Origin of the sequence: Pseudomonas sp. NFACC05-1 (assembly GCF_900100135.1) — a bacterium.
GTDB classification, from domain to species: domain Bacteria; phylum Pseudomonadota; class Gammaproteobacteria; order Pseudomonadales; family Pseudomonadaceae; genus Aquipseudomonas; species Aquipseudomonas fluorescens_Q.
In genome coordinates this window covers 41653-62454 of sequence record NZ_FMTR01000012.1, presented here as the reverse complement: position 1 = coordinate 62454, position 20802 = coordinate 41653, and the positions used below count along the sequence as shown (strand labels likewise).

The 20802-nt window shown below is 62.0% G+C and carries 15 protein-coding genes; 5 read left to right on the top strand and 10 right to left on the bottom strand.

The genetic code is table 11. The features are described 5' to 3' along the window. Nucleotides 1–101 precede the first annotated feature (101 nt). From purH to prmA, 5 genes are all read right to left on the bottom strand, one after another. Nucleotides 102–1709: a bifunctional phosphoribosylaminoimidazolecarboxamide formyltransferase/IMP cyclohydrolase gene (gene purH, locus BLO97_RS18400; protein ID WP_063323116.1), complete on the bottom strand. Its 1608-nt coding sequence runs from the start codon at nt 1707–1709 to the stop codon at nt 102–104. Nucleotides 1710–1792: 83 nt separating this feature from the next. Further along, a complete protein-coding gene (gene fis, locus BLO97_RS18395; protein WP_003186237.1) occupies nt 1793–2113 on the bottom strand; it encodes a DNA-binding transcriptional regulator Fis in 321 nt (106 codons plus the stop codon). After that, nucleotides 2110–3117 (bottom strand): tRNA dihydrouridine synthase DusB, encoded by a 1008-nt coding sequence (gene dusB / locus BLO97_RS18390; RefSeq protein ID WP_092147068.1) that lies wholly within the window; start codon nt 3115–3117, stop codon nt 2110–2112. The genes fis and dusB overlap by 4 nt, the downstream gene beginning before the upstream one ends. 185 nt (nt 3118–3302) lie before the next feature. Then, nucleotides 3303–4529 (bottom strand): DUF3426 domain-containing protein, encoded by a 1227-nt coding sequence (locus BLO97_RS18385; RefSeq protein ID WP_092147070.1) that lies wholly within the window; start codon nt 4527–4529, stop codon nt 3303–3305. A gap of 30 nt (nt 4530–4559) precedes the next feature. Continuing rightward, on the bottom strand, nt 4560–5438 hold the full coding sequence (prmA, locus tag BLO97_RS18380) for a 50S ribosomal protein L11 methyltransferase (protein ID WP_092147072.1): 879 nt from the start codon (nt 5436–5438) through the stop codon (nt 4560–4562). A 193-nt stretch (nt 5439–5631) separates the two neighbouring features. Between prmA and BLO97_RS18375 the strand changes: the two genes are divergently transcribed. After that, nucleotides 5632–9600, top strand: coding sequence for a dermonecrotic toxin domain-containing protein (locus tag BLO97_RS18375; RefSeq protein ID WP_092347229.1), 3969 nt, complete (start codon nt 5632–5634; stop codon nt 9598–9600). An 81-nt stretch (nt 9601–9681) separates the two neighbouring features. Here the strand turns inward: BLO97_RS18375 and accC are convergent, their stop codons facing one another. The 5 genes from accC to BLO97_RS18350 all read right to left on the bottom strand — a co-directional run bounded on the left by accC (nt 9682) and on the right by BLO97_RS18350 (nt 15995). Then, nucleotides 9682–11037: an acetyl-CoA carboxylase biotin carboxylase subunit gene (accC, locus tag BLO97_RS18370; protein WP_003197421.1), complete on the bottom strand. Its 1356-nt coding sequence runs from the start codon at nt 11035–11037 to the stop codon at nt 9682–9684. 17 nt (nt 11038–11054) lie between these two features. Beyond that, on the bottom strand, nt 11055–11519 hold the full coding sequence (gene accB / locus BLO97_RS18365) for an acetyl-CoA carboxylase biotin carboxyl carrier protein (RefSeq protein ID WP_003197423.1): 465 nt from the start codon (nt 11517–11519) through the stop codon (nt 11055–11057). 47 nt (nt 11520–11566) lie between these two features. Beyond that, on the bottom strand, nt 11567–12019 hold the full coding sequence (gene aroQ, locus BLO97_RS18360) for a type II 3-dehydroquinate dehydratase (protein ID WP_063323112.1): 453 nt from the start codon (nt 12017–12019) through the stop codon (nt 11567–11569). A gap of 306 nt (nt 12020–12325) precedes the next feature. Next, entirely contained in the window at nt 12326–13369 is a 1044-nt protein-coding gene (locus BLO97_RS32370) for a methyl-accepting chemotaxis protein (protein WP_371914740.1), read from the bottom strand. Nucleotides 13370–14324: 955 nt separating this feature from the next. Then, nucleotides 14325–15995, bottom strand: coding sequence for a GGDEF domain-containing response regulator (locus tag BLO97_RS18350; RefSeq protein WP_092147078.1), 1671 nt, complete (start codon nt 15993–15995; stop codon nt 14325–14327). A 284-nt stretch (nt 15996–16279) separates the two neighbouring features. On the opposite strand from BLO97_RS18350, the gene BLO97_RS18345 reads away from it, so the two are divergent. The 4 genes from BLO97_RS18345 to speA all read left to right on the top strand — a co-directional run bounded on the left by BLO97_RS18345 (nt 16280) and on the right by speA (nt 20573). After that, on the top strand, nt 16280–17347 hold the full coding sequence (locus BLO97_RS18345; protein WP_003197431.1) for a DUF2333 family protein: 1068 nt from the start codon (nt 16280–16282) through the stop codon (nt 17345–17347). Nucleotides 17348–17350: 3 nt separating this feature from the next. After that, nucleotides 17351–17908, top strand: a complete 558-nt coding sequence (locus tag BLO97_RS18340; protein WP_063323109.1) for an NUDIX hydrolase — start codon at nt 17351–17353, stop codon at nt 17906–17908. A gap of 168 nt (nt 17909–18076) precedes the next feature. Continuing rightward, nucleotides 18077–18448 (top strand): translation initiation factor Sui1, encoded by a 372-nt coding sequence (locus BLO97_RS18335; protein WP_003197435.1) that lies wholly within the window; start codon nt 18077–18079, stop codon nt 18446–18448. 211 nt (nt 18449–18659) lie between these two features. Next, a complete protein-coding gene (speA, locus tag BLO97_RS18330) occupies nt 18660–20573 on the top strand; it encodes an arginine decarboxylase (protein ID WP_014336393.1) in 1914 nt (637 codons plus the stop codon). The last annotated feature ends 229 nt before the right edge of the window (nt 20574–20802 follow it).

Sequence of the window (20802 nt, the reverse complement as noted above, 5' to 3'; positions counted from 1 at the left end):
CCACGCTCTGCGTGGGAATGCCTCTACGGACGCTCTGCGTCCAGGGACGCAGAGCGTCCCGGGCTGCGTGCCCACGCAGAGCGTGGGTACGATCAAGCAAATTAGTGACGGAAGTGGCGCATGCCGGTGAATACCATCGCAATCCCTGCCTCATCAGCAGCGGCGATCACTTCGTTGTCACGCATCGAACCACCCGGCTGGATCACGGCGGTGATGCCGACCTTGGCCGCGTTGTCGATGCCGTCGCGGAACGGGAAGAACGCATCGGAGGCCATGACCGCGCCTTGTACCTGCAAGCCGGCGTGCTCAGCCTTGATGGCGGCGATGCGGGCCGAGTTCACGCGGCTCATCTGGCCGGCGCCGACACCGATGGTCTGGCGGTTCTTGGCGTAGACGATGGCGTTGGATTTTACGTACTTGGCGACTTTCCAGGCGAAGATCAGGTCGTTGATTTCCTGCTCGCTCGGGGCGCGCTTGGTCACTACTTTCAGGTCTTCGCTGCCGATCATGCCAATGTCGCGGCTCTGGACCAGCAGGCCGCCATTGACGCGCTTGTAGTCCCAGGCCGGCACACGGTCGGCCGACCATTGGCCGCAGGCCAGCAGGCGAACGTTGGCCTTGGCGGCAACGATGGCGCGGGCTTCTTCAGTGACCGAAGGGGCGATGATCACTTCGACGAACTGGCGCTCGACGATGGCCTTGGCGGTCGCGGCGTCCAGCTCACGGTTGAAGGCGATGATGCCGCCGAAGGCCGATTCGGTGTCGGTGGCGTAGGCCAGTTCGTAGGCCTGGCGGATGCCGCCCTCGGCGTCCGGGCTCACCGCCACGCCGCACGGGTTGGCGTGCTTGACGATCACGCAGGCGGGCTTGACGAAGCTCTTCACGCATTCCAGCGCGGCGTCGGTGTCGGCCACGTTGTTGAACGACAGTTCCTTGCCCTGCAACTGGGTGGCGGTGGCAATGCCGACTTCGGCAGGCTTGGCTTCCACGTAGAACGCCGCGCTCTGGTGCGGGTTCTCGCCGTAGCGCATTTCCTGGGCCTTGACGAACTGGGTGTTGAAGGTGCGCGGGAATTCGCTGCGGCCTTCGGTCGACAGGGTTTCAGCGGCCTGGTTCACGGTGCCCATGTAGTTGGCGATCATGCCGTCGTAGGCGGCGGTGTGTTCGAAGGCCTTGAGCATCAGGTCGAAACGCTGGGCGTAGGTCAGGCCGCCGGCCTTGAGGTTTTCCAGCACGCTGGCGTAGTCGCTGGCGTTGACCACGATGGCCACGTCCTTGTGGTTCTTGGCCGCCGAGCGGACCATGGTCGGGCCGCCGATGTCGATGTTCTCGATGGCAGTTGGCAGGTCGCAGCCGGGCTTGTTGATGGTGGCTTCGAACGGGTAGAGGTTGACCGCTACCAGGTCGATCGGCTTGATGCCGTGTTCGTTCATGATGGCGTCGTCGATGCCGCGACGGCCCAGGATCCCGCCGTGGATTTTCGGGTGCAGGGTCTTGACCCGACCGTCCATCATTTCTGCAAAACCGGTGTAGTCCGCGACTTCCACTGCGGCGACGCCGTTGTCCTGCAGCAGCTTGAAGGTCCCGCCGGTGGAGAGAATCTCGACGCCCAGCTGTTGCAGCTCGCGGGCGAATTCGAGGATCCCGGTCTTGTCGGAGACGCTGATCAAGGCGCGGCGGATCGGCAGGCGGGTGGTCTGGTCGGTCATTTCAATTTCCATCAAAAGCAAGGGAAGTCAGCAAAAAAGGCGACCGTTTTTTACGCGGGCGCCTTTCTGGTTTGATTGAATGCTTACAGCAGATCGTACTGCTTGAGTTTCTTGCGCAGGGTGCCGCGGTTCAGGCCCAGCAGCTCACTGGCTTTGGTCTGGTTGCCCTTGACGTAGTTCATCACGCTTTCGAGCAGAGGCGCCTCGACTTCGGAAAGCACCAGGTTGTACACATCCGTGACGGCAGCGCCCTCAAGGTGGGCGAAATAATTGTGCAGCGCCTTCTCGACACTCCCGCGAAGGGTCTGGCCTTCTTCGCTGGGCGTATTGAGGTGCTGTTTCAAATTCACGTTGTCGCTCACGGGTGTTGTTCCACTCACTAAAGTCTCGGTCATCATCGTCATGCGGCCACCCCTTCGTCCCCTGTCAGGCTCTTGTAACGCTCAGCGAAGAACGCCTGAACGTCGGCGCATTGTGCTTGCGTACCATCCAAACGATTGAAACGGGCGCGAAACTCCCTGGCGCCCGGCAGGGTTGCGAGATACCAGCCCACATGCTTGCGAGCGATGCGTACGCCCATGACTTCTCCGTAGAAGGCATGTAGCGCGGCCAGATGCTCTAGCAGAATACGTTCCACCTCGGACAACTGCGGCGCCGCGAGCTTTTCGCCCGTGCGCAGGAAGTGTTCGATCTCACGAAAAATCCATGGCCGCCCCTGGGCGGCCCGGCCGATCAACAGGCCATCGGCACCGGTCGCGTCGAGCACGTACCGGGCCTTCTCGGGCGAATCGATGTCGCCATTGGCAAACACCGGAATCGACACCGCCTGCTTGATCGCGGCGATGGTGTCGTACTCGGCGTCGCCGGTGTACAGGTCGGCACGGGTGCGGCCGTGGACCGCCAGCGCCGTGATGCCCGCCTGTTCGGCGATCTTCGCCACCACCAGGCCATTCTTGTTCTCCCGGTCCCACCCGGTGCGGATCTTCAGGGTCACCGGCACATCGACCGCGGCGACGACCGCCTGCAGGATCTCGGTGACCAGTGCTTCATCTTTCAACAGTGCCGAGCCTGCGGCCTTGTTGCAGACTTTTTTTGCCGGGCAACCCATGTTGATGTCGATGATCTGCGCCCCCAGCTCGACGTTCGCCCGGGCCGCTTCCGCCAGCATCTGTGCGTCGCCACCGGCGATCTGTACCGAGCGGGGCTCGGGATCACCTTCGTGGATCATGCGCAGACGCGATTTGCGGGTGTTCCACAAACTCATGTCGCTGGTGACCATTTCCGAAACCACCAATCCTGCACCCAGTCGCTTGCACAGCTGACGAAAGGGCTGGTCGGTGACCCCCGCCATAGGGGCGAGAATCAGGCCGTTCTGCAATGTATATGGGCCGATGCGTACCGCCGACATAGGACTTCCCTGAAGTGGGGTCGGATCATGAGACTTCGAAAAAGGGTTGGCATGATACCCGCTCTCGATGACTGGATAAAGATCGAATTGGATAAAATCTGAACAGCTATTTTGTTATCGCCAGCGGTTTGGTCTGGGTAGGGTCAGTCAGAAAGTTGCCGTCAATTGGCCGACCCTGGCCGGCTTCATTCCGGGGAATGGAAGCTCAGACTGTAGTTCACCGCTTTGGGGCCAGGGTCCAGGATATCCAGCGCGATGTGAATGGGCGTCTGGGGCGGCATTTCGCCGCGGTCCTCGAGGTCGCCACCCAGGTACTCGCCGGGCTTGAAGCGACGGCTGGCGATCAGGTGTCCGTTGAGGTCGGCAAAGCGCAGTTCCAGCAACGGAAAAGGTTGGGAGAAGGGCGCACGGTTGTAGATGATCGCGTCCACCACCAGGGCACCGCTGAACTCCGGATGGCTGCGCACCACCAGGTTGCTGCTCTTGATCTTGGCGATGTCGACCTTGGACGGTACTTCGCAGCCGATGGTCGGACAGATTTGCAGGAACCACGGCCGGTACTGGTCCTGGCGGGCCAGTTCTTCGAAATGGTAGGCGATGTACTGGCCGCCCAGGGCCGCGCTGGCGAGCAGTATCAGCAGGCCCCACAACAAGCGTCGGCCCCAGGGCGAGCGGCGTTTGCGCCAGTCCAGTTGCAACGGGTCGTCGTCCAGGTCGTGGAGGGCTTCGGCGCGTATCCCCGGCTCCTGGCGTTCCCGTGACTTGCGCAACGGTGCCAACTGCTCGGGTTCGTCGTCGTGGTCGTCGGTGGCGGACAGGCGCTCGAGGTGTTCGTCGGGCTCGTCGTCCGGCGCCAGGTGGAGAGGGGCGACAGGCTCGTCGTCCGGTTCCAGTGGTTCAAGGGCCAGGGATAGCGACGGCTCGGTGCGCGGTGGCCGGGCCGGTTCGTGGGGTTCGAACGGTTCGATGGTGTCCTGGAGGACGGCTTCGGCGCGCTCGCTGGAAGATTCGCTGTACAGGCTGTCGGGCCAGGCTTGCTGTTCGCTGGAGAGCGAGTCGCGTTGCGCGCTGAGGTTGTCTTCCCGGCGCCGGCCGGTATTTCCTGGCGCGCGATTGTCGCGCCGCTCCAGGCGCGCCAGTTCCTTGTCCAGATCATCCAGATCCAGCTCGGCAGCGCTCCATTGTTTCTGGCTGATCGCCCGGGGCGGGGCTTCGACCGCCGGCTTGGAGGTCGGCACGACGGCAGGCGCCGCTTGTTTGGCAGTGCGTTGTTCCAGCAACTGTCGTGCGGCATTGAACACTTGCAGGCACGAGCCGCAACGAACCACCCCGCGGGCCACGCTCAATTGAGCATGGCTGACGCGAAAACGGGTATGGCAATGCGGGCACTGGGTGACGAAACTGTCAGTCATGCGGCAATCCGGTGGATACAGGCGGTCATTCTAGCGCCGACGTCCGGTGATGCGCACCCAGCCATCGCGATTGGCGATCGGGTCCAGGTCAAAGTCCGCGGCATAAGCGGCGGCGACTTCTTCACCCTGTTCGGCCAAGATGCCTGACAGTGCCAGGCGTCCGCCCGGCTTGACCAGGCTCGACAGTTGCGGCGCCAGGGACACCAGCGGGCCGGCGAGGATGTTGGCCACCAGGACGTCGGCCTGGACCTGTGGCAAGTCCTGCGGCAAGTACAGCGGGAACGATGCTTCGGCAATGTTGTTTCGCCCGGCGTTGTCGCGGGACGCTTCCAGGGCCTGGACGTCGATGTCGGTGCCTACCGCTTCCCTGGCGCCCAACAGCAGCGCGGCAATCGCCAGGATCCCCGAACCGCAGCCGAAGTCGAGTACGTTGCAGCCCTTCAGGTCCTGGCCGTCGAGCCATTCCAGGCACAGTGCGGTGGTCGGGTGGGTGCCGGTGCCGAACGCCAGGCCCGGATCCAGCAGCAGGTTGACTGCGTCCGGCTCTGGCGCGGCGTGCCAGCTCGGGACGATCCACAGGCGCTGGCCGAAACGCATCGGCTGGAAATTGTCCATCCAGCTGCGTTCCCAGTCCTGGTCCTCGATCACTTCGCTGTGATGCTCGGGCAGCGGGCTGCCGGTCAGCAGCTCGAGGTGGGCCAGCACGCTGGCCGCCTCGGTGCCGCCTTCGAACAGGGCCAGCAGGTGGGTGTGGGACCACAGCGGGGTGGTGTTGAGCTCCGGCTCGAAGATCGGCTGGTCTTCGGCGTCCATGAAGGTTACCGATACGGCGCCTACTTCAAGAAACGCGTCTTCGTAGGTTTCGGCTTGTTCCGGGCTGATGGCCAGACGTACTTGCAGCCAAGGCATGGCGGGCACCTTTGGAAAAAATCTACAGGGGGCAGCGCAGGGCTGCAAAGGCGCGCAGTGTACGCCAGGTCGCCGCCAAAGTGGATAAGCGAGTCTCGCGCCATCCGGGTGGGTGTTTCGATATATATATGTATGCCATGGGCGTATCGCCGGGCGGATAAGGTGCCGGTCCACACAGCAGGGAGGAATGTGTATGGACATCACTGCCGAACGGCAAAGCAACATGGCGCGCACGGGGTCGGTCTCTTCCCCGCAGGCGGCGACTGTACAAATGACCCTGGAGAGATTGACGCGTTGGCAGGTGGCTATCGACGCGCGACTGCAAACCCAGATGAGCTTGCTGGAGGTACTGGAGGAGTACCTGCTGGTCGAGCTGCGCACCCATTATCACCAAGGCAACATCGATCCTCACTTCATTGACACCCTGCTCGACACGGTGTTGCAGCGCATGATCGATCAGAAACCACTGGTTAGCGATGAAGAGCAGGATGCGCCCTATCGCTGGCCGGACGGGGCTGACCTGGGTTTCCCGACTGAGCGCCAGGCGGTTATCGTCCAGGCGGTGGAGAGTGTCGCCTCGGGTTTTATTTATCACTACAAAGACTATTTGCGACGTCATTGGCGAATGGCGGAGCGCGACGCCTCGCTTGAAGCGCTGCTCGGGCACAAGCTCGATGAGCACATGGCTGCAGTTGAGCTGCTGTTCCAGCCTGGTCCGCTGGAGGGCCAGGGGGGCGATGAGCTCAGGGAGAAAATCGAAGCGCTCCAGCACCGCTGGCGGCAGATGAGTCAATTGACCGCATTGGCGACGACGCAGGAGCGTCAAGACCTCGAGGCCATCGCGCGTTTGCAGTTGCCTGATTGGTTGCGAGGGCTAGGCGAAGTTGATCGTAAAAAGCTGAAGGCTTTCCAGGACCAGACTACCCAGGCCCAGGCGTTGCTGGATGGGCTGCTCGATGGCCTGGCTTCGCTGCAGGCTTTTGCCCGGCACCTGGCCAAGGACTATGTCCGACGTGAACGGGACATGGAGGTCGAGCCGGACAGCATTCGAGTGCAGTTGCAATGGCGAAGTGTAATGGGGCAGCCGGTGCAAACCCGCAGCCTGAGCGAGCTGCTGGCGGCCGGTCCAGTCAGGCCGGACGCCGTGTCGGTGTTCCTGGTGGAAAACGGCGCCATGCTGCGTAACCAGCCGCTTTCCCCGGCGTTCATCAGCCAAATGCTGGCAGAGCTCGATGCCCCGGCCGGGTACCGGCAGGCATTGGTCGAGCGGTATGGCCGAGGGGATCTGAAAGACGCCATGCTCGATTGGTTCACGGCACGCTTGCAGCAAAGTGCGTTCATTGCCCGCTGTGCGGGTCACTTGACGGTGGCCAACCATGAGGCCTTCAAGGCGCTATGGGAGGGCGAGGCTTCGGCATCGTCCGTCGGCGTTCTACGGGTCAGTTGCCTGGTACTTCCAAACGCGTTGAAGTGTGCCGACTTTCTCCTGTTCCATCGCCAGGACCTGCAAGGCGACCTGCTGCTGTACGCCCCCGACAAGCCGGATGGCCAGGAGTGGATCGAATTGCCCTCGCTTTGGGCCGTGAGTGTGGAGATAGGTGCCTGGACCCGCAGCGAAGCCGGCCGCGAGTACCTGCTGCAACGGATTTCTCCAGCGGACCGAAGCGTGGCCCGGGAGTACTTTACCCGCGTGGCAGACAAGCCGGCGACATGGGATTCAAGCCAGGATCCCAGAGGTGTGGTGGCCGGTTTCAGGGCATGCCTTGAAGACATCGTAGCAAGGGGCCTGGACAACAACCTGGCGCAAGTGGAACTGGACGAATCGCCCCGCTGGTACGCCGCCCTGCCGCTCGATGCGCGGCGAAACATCAGCACCTTGAGTCAGGAGCTGGTGGTCCATCAGCAGGTGTTCAATCAGCAGTTGGTGGGTTACGAAGTCTTCGTGGATTTCGCCAAGCGTATCGTCACGCAGGCGATTGCGCCTTACATGCGCAGCAAGGGCGTGCAGGCGCCGGTCGATCCTGCGACGGTGCTCATCGACTACAATCCGGGCTTGGCAGATGGCAAGACCAAAGTCGCCAGCCTGCTGGAGCTTGCCATCCACGGGTATGACGACAACTCGGGTATCGACAATCCCAGAAAAGGTGTGCGCTCGTCGGTGGGGCAGGACCTGGGGCAGGTCCGCAGTGCGGAGCTTGCGTCCTATATCCGGCGGGCATACCTGGGTGAGCAATATGCGCGACAGGTCCGCCGCAGGTTTCTCGATGCCCGTGCCCCGGAATACGCCCAGCGGCGCAATGCCTACCGCAACCTGCTGTTGACCCGGATGGACCGTGACCTGCGTGTCGCAACGGGCAAATCCCAGTTGGGTGCCAGTGAGTTCTGGTGGCTCACCCGGCAAGTCACCCTTCTGGGTGAGTCGGTGTCGGTGTCCGGTCCGGTGTATTCGGGGAGCGTCGTGCAGCGCGAAGGAGTGATCAGGTTTTCCATCGGCGGCCATATCGTGATGGGCGCCTATGTCTTTGCCTACTTCGACCCGAAGGGCGCCTATTGGCTGTACACGCCCGATGCTCCGGACGGAGTCACGTTTCGCCGGTACCAGGACTTTTCCGGGGCGGTCGCCACGCGCTTGCATGACTATGTGCTGGAACGGGTTGCCCTCGGTGCCCGCGCGGCCGTCAGGCGTTCATTGGCGGCGCTGGCGGCGACGAGCATTGGCGTCGACACATTGCGCGAGTTCAATCGAGTGAACGATATCCAGGCGGAGTTCGATGCCTACATCGAGCGCGCCATCAGCGATGTGGAAGACGTCACCAAGAGTCGCGCCGAGGTGATCAGGCGGCAGGTCATCAAGGGGCTGCTGTTTGCATCGGCTCCCGTGTGCCTGGTTTATCCGCCCTTCGCCTTGCTGCTGGATGTCGCCTTCATTGCCGTCAGCGTCAAACAGGCCGCCGAGGCGCATGGGCAGGGCGACACGGATCGTGCGTTGGGCCACTGGTTGATGGCTTCCTGGGGCCTGTTGTTCGCAGCCTTGGGGGGCGGGACCCTTGCTCCGCTACTGGGGCGGGCAGCCAGGAGCCTGAAGCTTGTCGTGAAGCCTGTGTCACTGTCCGAGCAGCGCTTGAGACGCGTGACGCCGCTGATTGCCAAAGAGACCGGGCCAGTCATCCAGCCCATACATTTCAAGCCGAAACAGGCAGTTGGCAAAGCGCCTGAGAATCTGGAGCTGGTAACCGGGGAGAGCCTCTTTGAGGGCACCTATCGCAGCCCGTCCAGCGCATCGCAGCCACACACTACTTATTACATCCGCAGTAAAGGCAAGTACTACCAGGTGAAGGAAGACCCTTACTTCGGTGGTTTGTGCCTGGTGGATGCCAGTCGCCCCGGTGCCTTGTACAACCTGCCTATCCGCAGGGTGGGGAAGGGCAAGTGGGTACACAACGACGTCGGCTTGAAAGGAGGCAATGATCAAGTGCTTGTCCTCGGCCGAGTGAGCGATCTGCGGGAGGCGTTTCCCGCCCATGTCTTCCCGGACGTATCAAGGGGGGCGTTGCAGGGCGAGGCTGTGGTGGCAAGGTTCAGCGAGGCCGCGGCGGACAACTATCTGTTCTCCCTGAACGCGCAGACGTGCGTGATCGCGTCATTGTATAACCCGGCCACCAAGACAGGGGCAGTGATCCATTTCGATCACAATATCCGCGCGCTGATCGAGCGCAGCCTCCGGGACGTGACGCAACGCCTGGGAGCCAGCGCAAAGGATATTCGTTCGACCCTGGTGGGTGGCGACTGGTTGACGGGGGCGGACATCGGCGGGCGGGTCAGGTCGGCGATGCGGCGCCAGGGGCTGCGGCCCACCTGGGATCATTGGTCGTATTCGTCCTGCTTCGGCAATACCTATGGTGTGTCGCTGGATTTGCGCAATGGCGTGACGTCGGTATTCAAGACGTCCCGCACTCAGGTCGAACGCTACTACATACCGGTGCTGGCGAGGGCGAAACAGGGTTCTGATCCGGTGTCGGTGCGGGCCCGTGGGTTCATGACGCGCGTGCGCAGCGAGCCGCTGGTGGCCAATGCCAGTGGTGCCGTGCTCACCCCGCAGGGGCGGCCGGCGACTGCGGCGCAGATCGAAGCCCACGCGTTCCCTACGGTGGCGCTGAGCTGATCCACTGGATTGTCATCTTGAAGAACAGGCAAAAAAAGACCCCGGCCAATGGACCGGGGTCTTTTCACACCACTTGGAATATCAGTGCTGGTTGCCCAGCTTGTGTTCCAGGTAGTGGATGTTGACGCCGCCTTTGCAGAAGCCTTCGTCGCGTACGAGGTCGCGGTGCAGCGGGATGTTGGTCTTGATCCCGTCGACCACGATTTCGTCCAGCGCATTGCGCATGCGCGCCATGGCTTCGTCACGGGTCGCCCCGTAGGTGATCAGCTTGCCGATCAACGAATCGTAGTTCGGCGGAACGGCATAACCGCTGTACAGGTGCGAATCGACGCGAACGCCATTGCCGCCCGGGGCATGGAAATGCTTGACCGTGCCTGGGCTTGGCATGAAGGTTTTCGGGTCTTCGGCGTTGATCCGGCATTCCAGTGCGTGACCGCGGATGACCACGTCATCCTGGGTAAACGACAGCTTGTTGCCGGCGGCGATGCTGAGCATCTCCTTGACGATGTCGATACCCGTGACCATTTCCGAAACCGGGTGCTCCACCTGAACACGGGTGTTCATTTCGATGAAGTAGAAACGACCGTTCTCGTACAGGAACTCGAAGGTGCCGGCGCCGCGATAGCCGATGTCGATGCAGGCCTTGACGCAACGCGCCAGGACTTCCTCGCGAGCCTGCTCGTCGATGCCCGGTGCCGGCGCTTCTTCGAGGACTTTCTGGTGACGACGTTGCAGCGAGCAATCGCGGTCGCCCAGATGGATCGCATGGCCCTGCCCGTCGGACAGCACCTGGACTTCGACGTGGCGTGGGTTGGTCAGGAATTTTTCCAGGTAGACCATCGGGTTGCCAAACGCTGCGCCCGCTTCGGAGCGGGTCAGTTTCGCCGAGGAAATCAGGTCTTCTTCCTTGTGTACCACGCGCATGCCACGACCACCGCCGCCGCCAGCGGCCTTGATGATCACCGGATAACCAACTTCGCGACCGATGCGCAAAGCGGTTTCTTCGTCTTCAGGCAGCGGGCCGTCGGAACCCGGAACGGTTGGCACGCCCGCAGCGATCATGGCGTGTTTGGCCGAGACCTTGTCGCCCATCAGGCGGATGGTGTCGGCTTTCGGACCAATGAAGGCAAAACCGGAGTTTTCGACCTGTTCGGCGAAGTCGGCGTTTTCCGCCAGGAAACCATAGCCCGGGTGAATGGCGGTGGCGCCGGTCACTTCGGCAGCGGCGATGATCGCCGGGATGTGCAGGTAGGAGTGCGCAGCCGACGCCGGACCGATGCAGACGGATTCGTCCGCCAGGCCCAGGTGCATCAGTTCTTTGTCGGCCTTGGAGTAAACGGCGACGGTCTTGATGCCCATCTCTTTGCAGGCACGCAGAATCCGCAGGGCGATCTCACCGCGGTTAGCGATCAGAACTTTTTCCAACTTCGCAGTCATCAAAGGCTCTCCGCGGTTCAAACGATGGTGAACAGCGGTTGGTCGTACTCAACCGGCTGGCCGTCTTCGACGAGGATGGACTCGATCACACCGCTGGTTTCAGCTTCGATGTGGTTCATCATCTTCATGGCTTCGACGATGCACAGGGTGTCGCCTTTCTTCACGGTCTGGCCGACTTCAACGAAGGACGGCGAGGATGGCGAAGACTTGCGATAGAACGTGCCCACCATTGGCGAACGGGCAACAGTGCCGTTGAGCGCTGGCGCAGCCGGTGCGGCGGGCGCGGCTGCGGCAACCGGCGCTGCTGCTGGAGCAGGCGCGGCGGCTGGAGCATGCATCGGTGCCGGTGCATAGAACTGCTGGGCCGGGGTCTTGCTGTGGCGGCTGATGCGTACGGACTCTTCGCCTTCCTTGATCTCAAGCTCGTCGATGCCGGACTCTTCCAGCAATTCGATCAATTTCTTAACTTTACGGATATCCATGAATCATCAACTCCCAAGGGTCGGTCAGGGGCGTTTAACGCTTGTTTTCAAGCTGTCGCCTGTCTTTCAAGCTGCTCTAGAGCGGCCTCCAGGGCCAGTCGGTAACCGCTGGCGCCAAGGCCGCAGATCACTCCCACCGCTACATCGGAGAAGTAAGAGTGATGGCGGAAAGGTTCGCGTTTGTGCACGTTAGACAAATGCACTTCGATGAATGGGATGCTCACCGCCAGCAGCGCGTCACGTAATGCGACGCTTGTGTGTGTAAAAGCTGCTGGATTGATCAAAATGAAGTCCACGCCTTCGCCACGCGCGGCATGGATACGGTCGATCAATTCATATTCGGCGTTGCTTTGCAGATAGAGCAAATGATGGCCGGCGGCGCGGGCCCGCTGTTCCAGGTCCTGGTTGATCTGGGCCAGTGTCACGGCGCCATAGACGCCCGGTTCACGGGTGCCCAGCAGGTTCAGGTTGGGTCCGTGCAGGACCAATAGGGTCGCCATCTGCTGTTCCTTGTTATCTGTGAGCAGGTATCAGAACCTGGCGACTATGCCGCAAAGCCTTTGTGACTGTCCAGTTCTCTGCAATAGCCAGCACGATGACCGATGTTTGCGCGAAATTTGTGACCATGGTCTCTGATCCGGTCATACGGTTGCAAACCGCACCCCGTGGGGGCATCAATTCCAGGGGCCCCTCGAATCAATGTGAGCGAGCTTGCTCGCGATGGCGGCGGCACATCCAGCATCGAAGCAAGCTGACCCACCGCTATCGCGAGCAAGCCCCCATAGTGCTTCATGCAGTCTGTGGCGCTAAACCCGAAAGGCCTGCACGGCGGTGTGCAAACGTCCGCCCAGCACCAGCAGATTGTCACCCTGTTCCCGCCCCTGTCCGATGCGCAGCAGGTTGTCGCCGCCCAGTTGGTGAATCCGCTCGCTGTGATCGCGGATTTCGCTGACGGCGCCGCTTTGTTGGGCGGTGACGTCGGCGATGCGTACTGCCGTGTCGGAGATGGTCTGGATGGCGCCGACGATCTCATCCAGCGCGCCGTCGGCCGCTTGCGCCTGGTTGGCGGTGGCTTCGGCGTGTTCGACCTGGGCGCGCATGCCGTCCACCGATTGGCGTGCGGCCTGTTGCAGACGGGCGATCAGTGTCTGGATTTCGGCGGTGGCACCGGCCGTGCGTTGGGCCAGGGAGCGGACTTCCTCGGCCACCACCGCGAAACCCCGGCCCATTTCCCCGGCGCGGGCCGCTTCGATGGCGGCGTTGAGGGCCAGCAGGTTGGTCTGGTCGGCAATCGAGCGAATCACCGTCAGCACGCCACCGATGGTGGCCGACTCCTCGGCCAGTTGTTCGATCATCTGCGCGTTGCCTTGCACTTCGCCCACCAGCGCATGCAGACCGGTGAGGCTCAGGCCAATGACCTTCTGCCCTTGTTCCACGGCATGCCCGGCGCTGCGGCTGGCGTCTGCGGCCTGGCTGGCATCGCCGGCCACCTGCTGGATCGTCGCTTCCAGTTCGCTGAGGGAGTCGCGGATCAGCGCCGTGTCGCTGGCCTGATCCTCGGCGCCGCTGTGCAGCTCGCCACTCAACTCGGCCAGGGTACGGCTGCTGCCGGCGACCTGTTCGGCGTTCACCCGAATGGTGCCCACCAGATCCACCAGATAAGCCCGCAGGCGATTGAGCGACGCTTCGATGTCTTGCAGTTCGCGGTTGCTGGCGCCCACGTGGATGTCACGGCTGAAATCCCCTTCGGCCCAGGTCGACAGGGCCGGCGCCAGGTGCGTCAAGGTCCGCGCCAGGCGTCGCTGCAGGGTGTCGATGAGCAGGGCGATCAGCAGGATCAGGCCAATCATTACCCCTTGGATCAAGCGAACCTCTCCCTGAATCTGCCCATGCTGGGCGCGCACCGCTGGTTCCATGGCATCGATCGCCTGTTGTACATCGGCGATTTTCAGGTGCGTGGCGCTGCTCAGTTCGGTGCGTTTCTGGATCAGTTCACGGGTGCGGGCCAATTCTGCCGGGTAACGACCGAGCAGGCTGTTTAGCTCGCGCTTGAGGGCGATGCCCGCATCTTCGGCGGCGGTTTTTTCCTGGATTTGCAAACCCATCAGCGCGGCGAAATCATCGCTGCCTGATTCGCTGCTGGCGGTGACGCCCAACAGTGGCAGGTTGTCGAGGCGTTCGGCCTCCACACGGATGCTCGCCAGTTCCCGCTCGACGTCGGCGGCCAATTCGCTGCGGCCACTGCTGACCAGTTTGTCCCGCGTGAGGGATAGGCGGCCCAGGTGCTGCGACGCGGCAAACAGCGCGGGCAAGTAGGCCGGGGCGCCATTGGCGTATTGGGCCAGTTGATCGAGGCTGGCGCTCAACTCTCGTTCGGCCTGTAGCAGCAAGGCCTGCGGATCACCGGCCAGTTTGCCGGCGGCCAGCAGATCGGTCTTGCTGAAGCTGTCGAGGTTCGCCAGGCTCGGGCGCAGGGTCTTGGCCATTTCCGGGGGAAATTGATCCAGGTCTTTTTGCAGGGTTTCCAGCGCCTGGGTGGCGGTGCTCAAGCGCAGGGCATCGCCGCTGGCCAGATAGTCCTCGATGTTGCGCGCCACTTCGCCCTGGAATTGTTGCGACAGGCCCAGGTAGCGCTCCATCAGCAGATAGGGTCGCTCCAGGGCAATCTGCGACCACCACAGCGTGGCGCCGAGGCCGAGGCACACGGCAACTAAAAGAAGGGTATTGAGATTGGTCAGCAGCTTCAGGCGCATCAAGTGTCTACCAGGGGCAGAATCGTAAGCGCTTGAAGTTATTGCGTTTGCGTTACAGGTTTATGACCGAATCGGTCGATTCCGATGAAAAGGTGGCACTTTGCTTTGATTGGCGGGCGCTCTGTATCCGGTTGCGCCCGGCATGCTTGGCGCGATACAGCGCTTCATCCGCCTGGCTGGCCATCATCAGGCTGTCGGAGTCATCGCTCATCTCCACCACGCCGGCGCTGAAGGTGCACCACAAATCATGGGGCTGGGCTGGATAGTGGATTTCGGCAAAGCGCTGGCGAATTTCATCCAGCACTTTGCAGGCGGCGTCGATGTCGGTGTCGGGCATGACGATGGCGAACTCTTCGCCGCCGTAACGGCCGATGAAGTCGGTCTTGCGCAGGCGTTGCTTGAGAAACAGCGCCAGGCTCTTGATCACCCGGTCGCCCATGGGGTGGCCGTGGCTGTCATTGACCCGTTTGAAATGGTCGATATCGAGCATGGCAAAGCTCAGGGGCTTGCCTTCGCGACGAGCGCGAAAGCTGCAATCCTCGAGCAGTTGCAGGATATGGGTGTGGTTGTACAGGCCGGTGAGGCTGTCGCGCACCATCCGCGCCTTGAGGTTGCGTGCCCGGGCGGCACGGTTGCGCACCGTGGTGATCAGGTGCCGGGGCTTGATCGGTTTGGTCAGGAAGTCGTCGCCACCTTCGCTCATGGCATCGAGTTGCTTGTCCAGGTCGTCTTCGGCGGACAGGTAGATGATCGGCACGCTGACGTAGCGGTCGTTGTGACGTATCACCTTGGCCAGTTCCGTGCCGGTGCAGGCCGGCATGTACATGTCGAGAATGATCAGGTCGGGCTGGAAGTCCGCGAGTTCGGCCATGGCCTGGATCGGCTCGATCAGCGTGCGGGTGATGATGCCGGCGCTATTGAGCAAGCGTTCGGTATGCATGGCCTGGGCACGGGAGTCATCGATGATCAGCACTTTGTACGGATCGTACTGGGCAACGCAGGTCAGCACTTCGATCTTTTCCAGCAGGCTCGAGGCTTCGAGGGTGCCGGTGAGAAACTCCTGCCCACCGGCACGCACCGCGGCCAGGCGTGTCGGCGTGTCGGTTTCCAACAAACTGAAGAACAACAGCGGCAGCGGCTGCTCCAGGCCTTCCTGGGCTTCGGCGGCCAGTTTCAGGCCAGCGCCGGGGCCGCTGAAATCCACATCCATGACAATCGCCGCCGGCAGGCGTTCGACCATGGAGGCGCGGAACCCCGCGACGCTGTCCAGCGCCTGGGCGCCGAGGCCGAAGAACTCCAACTGCTTGGCCAGGCGCTCGGCGCGGTCATGATCTTGCAGCAACACGTAGATGGGTTTGCGCAGCGGCGGCAGGAAGGTTTGTTCGAGTTGGTCGCCATGACGCAGGCCGGTACGCGACAAGCGCTGCATCAAGCGGTTGATTTCGGTGATCAGGTGGCTGCTCAGGCGCCCACGATTGGCGTCCACCGCTTGCAGTGACTGGCTGATGCCTTGGGCCAACTGGGCGTGCTCGGGCTGTTCGAAGCGCTCGGCAAAGCGCAGCAGGCGCAGGTTGGCTTCGCTGAGCTCCGACAGGTCGGTGCTTGACCACTCACTGCGTTGCAGGCGCTGCCAAATCTCCAGGATCTGACGAGCCTGATGAATTACCCGCTGGGCAAAGTGGTGCTTGAGGCGCTCACGGCTGGGGTCTTCTGGCTCGGTCATATCCTGACTACTAGTTAGGGTGCATGCTGAGATCGACTGGTGGCTCTATGCTAGCACCTCTTTTCCTCTGCATGAGTGTCATACGTCAATATTCTGTCCAGTCGCGAAATTCAGTTTGTGACTGACCAGTCTCGTAGGCCGATGGCAACGCTTCCTTTATAGTGCTGTTCGATTGCCCTGTCGCGCCCGGCATGATGGGCGCCGCATTATCGCGTTTCAAATCAGGCACGATGGCGTAGGGTTGTGGTCGAACCGAGAACTCAAGTGATTGAAGGGATATCACCATGCTGGACTGGAAAAACCGCGCGGGCAGCGCGCCTGAACGTGCCGCCGAGCCGAAATCGGACACCCGCAGCTACCTGGGTGGGCTTTTTTTCAGTCGCGCACTGGCGACGCTGATCGGCCTTTACCTGCTGGTGACCATTGCCGTCGGCTGGTATTGGAGCCAGGAGCCCGCGCTGTTCCCTGTGCAGCAGAACGCCCAGGCCGCAGCCGAGAAAGATGGCCGGCAGATGGTGGTGGGCTACACCACGGTCGAGACGCTCAAGACGGTGGCCGGGACCCTGCTGAGCAAGCCGGGTGGCTACATCTCCAACGACCGCTTCCCACCTGGCCTGTGGATGGACAACATGCCGAGCTGGGAATACGGCGTGCTGGTGCAGGTCCGCGACCTGAGCCGTGCCCTGCGCAAGGACTTCGCCCGTTCCCAGTCCCAGTCCGCCGAGGACGCCGACCTGGCCAAGGCCGAACCGCGCTTCAACTTCGACAACCGCAGTTGGGTACTGCCCTCCAGCGAATCTGAATACCAGGAAGGCATCAATTCCCTGAGCCGCTATCAGGCGCGTCTGTCCGACCCAAGCCAGAAAAGCGCACTGTTCTACGCCCGCGCCGACAACCTGAACAACTGGCTCGGGGATGTCGGCACTCGCCTGGGTTCGTTGTCCCAGCGTCTGTCGGCCAGCGTTGGCCGGGTCAAGCTCAACACCTCGCTGAAAACCGAAGTCCCGGCCCCGGGCCAGGTGCCACAGGTGGATGAAGAAGTGGTCGAGACCCCGTGGCTGCAAATCGATAACGTGTTCTATGAGGCCCGTGGCCAGGCATGGGCGTTGTCGCACCTGCTGCGCGCCATCGAAGTGGACTTCGCCGATGTCCTGGCGAAAAAGAACGCCACGGTCAGCGTGCGGCAGATCATCCGTGAACTGGAAGCGTCCCAGGAACCGGTCTGGAGCCCGATGATCCTCAACGGCAGCGGCTTCGGTGTATTGGCGAACCACTCGCTGGTCATGGCCAACTACATTTCCCGGGCCAACGCAGCGGTCATCGACTTGCGGCAACTGCTGAACCAGGGTTGATTCATGAGCGAAAGCCCCCGGGAGGTCGCCCATCGAGTGGCCTCGGATGCCGAGCTGATTGCGTGGGTCGATGAGCAGGACAACCTGCTCGGCAGCCTGGTGCGTTCAGAGCTGCGCGAGCGTGGCCTGATCGGACGCGGCACCTACATCATGCTGTTCAATTCGTCTGGTGAGCTGTGTGTTCATCGGCGCACCCTGAGCAAGGCCATCTACCCGGGTTTCTGGGACGTGGCGGCGGGCGGCATGGTCCAGGCCGACGAGACCTACGCCGAATCGGCTGCCCGTGAACTGGCGGAAGAGCTGGGCGTGAGCGGCGTGGAACTGACCGCACACGACCATTTTTATTTCGAAGACCCTGGCAGTCGCCTGTGGTGCTCGGCGTTCTCGGCGGTGTGGGACGGCCCGCTGGTGCTGCAGCCTGAAGAAGTCCTCGAAGCGCGTTTCCTGCCCCTCGAACAGGTGCTTGATGAAATCCAGCGCAAGCCTTACTGCCCGGACTCTCTGGCGGCGCTTGAACGCTATTTGCGGGTCCATGGCGGCAGCGTCGCAAAGAAGCTATAAATTGGCGCTGATTGGCCCTTAGCAAGTCGGCTTTTTGCCGTTACACTGCGCGACTTTTCAAGCTGAACCGTGTCTGCGGTCCAGTAGCGCTGCCCCTGCCTGAGTGGGGTTTCGCGGTCGAGGCACATTCCCCCTCGACCAGTCTTTGTCCTCCCGAGAGGATTGCCGGTGGCCAAAAAAGCCGCATCCTTCGCCGCCCTGGGCGGCCTGGTATTTTCTACCGACGCCGGTCGTCATTGCCCTGATTGCCGTCAGCCGGTGGATGCCTGCATCTGCAAACAGACCGCCATCCCTGCCGGTGACGGCATAGCGCGCGTGCGCCGTGAAAGCAAAGGTCGCGGCGGCAAGACGGTGACCACGATCACTGGCGTGCCGTTGGCCGAAGACGCGCTCAAGGAGCTGGCCACCACGTTGAAGAAACGCTGTGGCACCGGTGGTGCGTTGAAAGACGGCATCATCGAGATCCAGGGCGATCACGTCGAGCTGCTGCTGGCGGAACTGGTCAAGCACGGCTTCAAGGCAAAGAAATCCGGCGGCTAGCAGCCTCTGTGAAAGCCACCCTCGGCTTGACCCGAATCCAACGTTCGAGGTCGCCCGCATGGTTTTCACAGAGCCTGTTCTGAACGGGTTTCTAAACTCATCGCTGGGAGCAGGGTCTACCTTGCTAACAGGCAATTCGTCATTTTCACTCTCTAGACTGCCCCAGCCTCCGACCGGATGGTGCATTTTGACTTCTTTATAGGGGACTTCGATGTCCGTACGACGCACACGCAAAGACGATGGCAGCCAATGGACAGTTGCGGACAGCCGCAGTGTTTACGGGATTCGCCATTGGGGGGCCGGGTATTTCGCGATCAATGAAGCCGGTCGCGTCGAAGTCCGTCCGAACGGTCCCGACAGCTCGCCCATCGACCTGTTCGAGCAAGTCGACCAGTTGCGCCAGAGCGGCCTATCACTGCCCTTGCTGGTGCGCTTCCCCGACATCCTGCAAGACCGTGTGCGCCAGCTCACCGGCGCCTTCGACAGCAACATCGCGCGCCTGGAATACCAGAGCAAGTACACCGCGCTCTATCCGATCAAGGTCAACCAGCAGGAAGCGGTGATCGAGAACATCATCGCCACCCAGAACGTCTCCATCGGCCTGGAAGCCGGTTCCAAGCCGGAGCTGCTGGCGGTCCTGGCCCTGGCGCCGAAGGGCGGGACCATCGTCTGCAACGGCTACAAGGACCGCGAATTCATCCGTCTGGCGCTGATGGGCCAGAAGCTCGGTCACAACGTCTTCATCGTCATCGAGAAAGAGTCCGAAGTCGGCCTGGTGATCGAAGAGGCCGCGACGCTCAAGGTCAAGCCGCAGGTCGGCTTGCGCGTGCGCCTGTCATCCCTGGCGTCGAGCAAGTGGGCCGATACCGGTGGCGAGAAGTCCAAGTTCGGCTTGTCGGCCGCGCAACTGCTGTCGGTGGTCGAGCGTTTCCGTGCTGCCGGCCTGGACCAGGGCATTCGCCTGCTGCACTTCCACATGGGTTCGCAGATCGCCAACCTGGCGGACTACCAGCATGGCTTCAAGGAAGCGATCCGTTACTACGGTGAGCTGCGCAACCTCGGCCTGCCGGTGGATCACATCGACGTCGGCGGTGGCCTGGGCGTGGACTACGACGGCACGCACTCGCGCAATGCCAGCTCGATCAACTACGACATGGACGATTACGCCGGTGTCGTGGTCGGCATGCTCAAGGAGTTCTGCGATGCCCAGAGCCTGCCGCATCCGAACATCTTCTCCGAAAGCGGCCGCTCGCTGACCGCTCACCACGCCATGCTGGTGGTGCAAGTGACCGACGTCGAGAAACACAACGACGACGTGCCGGTGATCGACAACAAGCAGGAACTGCCGGAAACCGTGCAATGGTTGGTTGACCTGCTGGGCCCGACTGATATCGAGATGGTCACCGAGACTTACTGGCGCGCCACCCACTACATGAGCGACGTGGCGACCCAATATGCCGACGGCAAACTGACCCTGGCCGAAAAAGCCTTGGCCGAGCAATGCTATTTCGCGGTGTGCCGTCGCCTGCACAACTCGTTGAAGGCGCGCCAGCGCTCGCACCGCCAGGTGCTGGATGAGCTCAACGACAAGTTGGCCGACAAATACATCTGCAACTTCTCGGTGTTCCAGAGCCTGCCGGACACCTGGGCCATCGGCCAGGTGTTGCCGATCCTGCCGCTGCATCGCCTGGACGAAGAGCCGCTGCGCCGCGCCGTGCTGCAAGACCTGACCTGCGACTCGGACGGCAAGATCAAGCAGTACGTCGACGAGCAGAGCATCGAGACCAGCCTGCCGGTTCACGCTCTCAAGCCGGATGAAGACTATCTGCTGGGCATCTTCCTGGTGGGTGCCTACCAGGAAATCCTTGGTGACATGCACAACCTGTTCGGTGACACCGACTCGGTGAACATCTACCAGAACGCCGATGGCAGCGTGTACCACGCCGGTATCGAAACCCACGACACCATCGAGGACATGCTGCGCTACGTGCACCTGTCGCCGGAGGAGTTGATGACTCACTACCGCGACAAGTGCGCCAGCGCCCGTATCAGCGCCGCCGAACGTACCCAGTTCCTCGATGCCTTGCGCCTGGGGCTGACGCGTTCCTCCTACCTGTCGTCTTGATCGACTGATGCCGGTTCCGTGCCGGCGGACCTGTGGCGAGGGAGCTTGCTCCCGCTTGAGTGCGAAGCGCTCACAAAAGGGGGCTGCTACGCAGCCCAGCGGGAGCAAGCTCCCTCGCCACAGGGGCGCGTCTGTTCCACCGATTAACACCGCCCTCCAGGGCTGTCAGAAAAATACACCGCATGCTGCGGGTTTTTTCGGACAGTCCTGAAGGGCATTTTTATGTGTG